Annotated in this window: 2 protein-coding genes; both read left to right on the top strand. The window is 36.6% G+C overall.

The window, feature by feature from the left end; translation table 11 throughout:
- Positions 1 to 809 (top strand): carbohydrate kinase family protein (locus A9Q93_RS13355; RefSeq protein ID WP_303687900.1); only part of this gene is annotated, 809 nt, incomplete at its 5' end.
- Between the two features lie 180 nt (positions 810 to 989).
- Positions 990 to 2,608 (top strand): phosphate acyltransferase (locus tag A9Q93_RS13350; protein ID WP_303687899.1); only part of this gene is annotated, 1,619 nt, incomplete at its 3' end.

Genomic DNA, 2,608 nt, shown 5'->3' with positions numbered 1-2,608 from the left:
CGGTTAACGCCGCAAGATTAGGATTGAAATCTGCTATAATCGCCTCTTGCGGTATGGATGGGTTAGGGGATTTTATAGTTGATAAATTAAAAAGTGACTATGTAGATACCTCACATATAAATAGAACTTCTGGGCTACATACTTCTATTATTTTAGTTTCTAAATCTATGGACACACCAGATTTTACTGCCTATAGAGAAGCAGATTGTGTTATACCAGAAGATGTGGTTACTGATGAGTTATTGCATTTATCAAAAATCTATCATACGACATGTTTTGCTTTGAGTAAAAATCCTGCGAGAACGACTATTTTAAAGGGTGCACAACGCGCCAGTGAGCTAGGTCTACAGTTAAGTATAGATCTCAATTACTCAGAAAAAATATGGCCTGATCGTATAGAAGCAAAAAAGATAATAACGCAATACCTTTCTTATAATCCATTACTCAAATTAAGTATTGATGATTGTTATAGATACTTTGAGTGTCACAAAACTGAAGAAGAAATCTTTAGTTATTTTCATTCTAAAGGAGTTTCTACCATATGTCTTACAAAAGGTAAAGACGGCGTTGCTGTTTCTGATCTTGAAGTAGGTGTGCTGCATCAAGCTGCGTTAAAAATTAAAGATATAAAAGATGTCACAGGAGCTGGTGACGCCTTCTGGACTGGTTTTTTATTTGCGCGTATTAATAATAAGTCACTTCTAGACTCTATAACTATAGCACAAAAACTTGCTACCATTAAATTACAAAATGTAGGTAGGTTGCCTGATATGATTAGTTTAAAGAAAGTAATAGAAGAATTAGATTAGTTAGTTTTAGTTTAGTTAGTTTGGGAAGCTGCAATTCATAATTGCAGCTTTTTGTTGTAAACAAGGATTTATTTCAGTTCCGCTTTCGCGAAAGCGAGACCTAACACCAATTTTATCATTCATTAAAATGCTTATTATTCTTTAAACCTTACATTTGTTTTATAAAATGCTAAGGGATTTATGAGCGAAAAAAGTAAGAGGAGAGAAGCGTTAGTTTATCATGCAAAGCCTACTCCTGGAAAAATAAAAATAGTACCTACAAAAAAATATAGTAGTCAGAGAGACCTGGCGCTCGCCTATAGTCCAGGTGTTGCAGAGCCGTGTATTGAGATAGCAAAGGATAAATCAAATGTTTATAAATATACTACAAAAGGAAATCTAGTAGCGGTTATTTCTAACGGTACAGCAGTTTTAGGTCTAGGAGATATAGGTCCAGAAGCGTCTAAACCAGTTATGGAAGGTAAAGGACTGTTATTTAAAATCTTTGCAGATTTAGATTGTTTTGATATTGAGGTGGATACAAAGGATGTGGATGAGTTTATCAAAACGGTAAAGAATATTGCTCCTACATTTGGTGGTATTAATCTAGAAGATATAAAAGCTCCAGAAGCTTTTGAGATAGAACGCAGGCTTAAAGAAGAGCTAGATATTCCTGTAATGCATGATGACCAGCATGGAACAGCTATCATTTCTAGTGCTGCTTTGCTCAACGCATTAGAACTTGCGGAAAAGAAGATAGAAGATGTTAAGATAGTTATATCTGGTGCAGGTAGTGCTGCTATTTCTTGCACTAGTCTATATGTGAAGTTAGGAGCTCGAAAAGAGAACATCATGATGTTTGATATCGATGGACTGATTACAAAGGACCGTACAAACTTAGGTCCAGAACAAATGCAATTTGCTCGAGACCTAGATAAAGTAGATTTAAGAGAGGCGTTAAAAAATGCAGATGTTTTTCTAGGCCTATCAGTAGGGAATATTGTTGATGGAGAAATGTTAAGGTCTATGAACGATTCTCCTATCGTTTTTGCTATGGCAAACCCTACACCAGAGATTGATTATGATACAGCAATGGCCTCAAGAGAAGACATTATCATGGCTACTGGTAGAAGTGATCATCCTAATCAGGTAAATAATGTTTTAGGTTTCCCATTTATTTTTAGAGGAGCAATGGATGTGCGCGCTACTAAGATTAATGAAGAAATGAAGATGGCAGCAACTAAAGCCATCGCACAGCTTGCTAAAGAACCAGTGCCAGAACAAGTAAACATAGCTTATGGAGAGTTGAAACTTTCTTTTGGTCGTGATTACATCATTCCCAAACCTTTTGATCCTAGATTAATCTCTACTATTCCGCCAGCAGTGGCAAAAGCTGCGATGGAAAGTGGTGTGGCTCAAGAACCTATCTTAGACTGGGAAAGGTACGAAGAGCAATTGCTTAGCCGCATGGGTTCTGATAATAAACTTGTTAGGTTGTTGTTAAACCGTGCTCGTATAAACCCTAAGAGAATTGTATTTGCTGAGGCAGACAATATAGATGTACTCAAAGCAGCGCAAATAGTGCTAGAAGATGGCATCGGTACACCTATATTATTGGGTCGTAAAGATATCATTGAAGAATTAATGGAAGAGCTAGGCTTTGATCAACCTTGCATGATCATCGATCCTAAATCTGATGAAGAAAAAGCTCGCAAAGATCGTTATGCTCATGAATTCTGGAAATTGAGACAAAGAAAAGGTGTGACAGAGTTTGATGCAGGAAAATCCTTGAGACAGCGCAATTACTTTGCGGCAATGAT

This window comes from Nonlabens dokdonensis, from assembly GCF_002162835.1.
GTDB lineage: Bacteria > Bacteroidota > Bacteroidia > Flavobacteriales > Flavobacteriaceae > Nonlabens > Nonlabens dokdonensis_B.
Note: the sequence above shows the minus strand (reverse complement) of the source record. Positions and strands in the feature narration are given on the sequence as shown.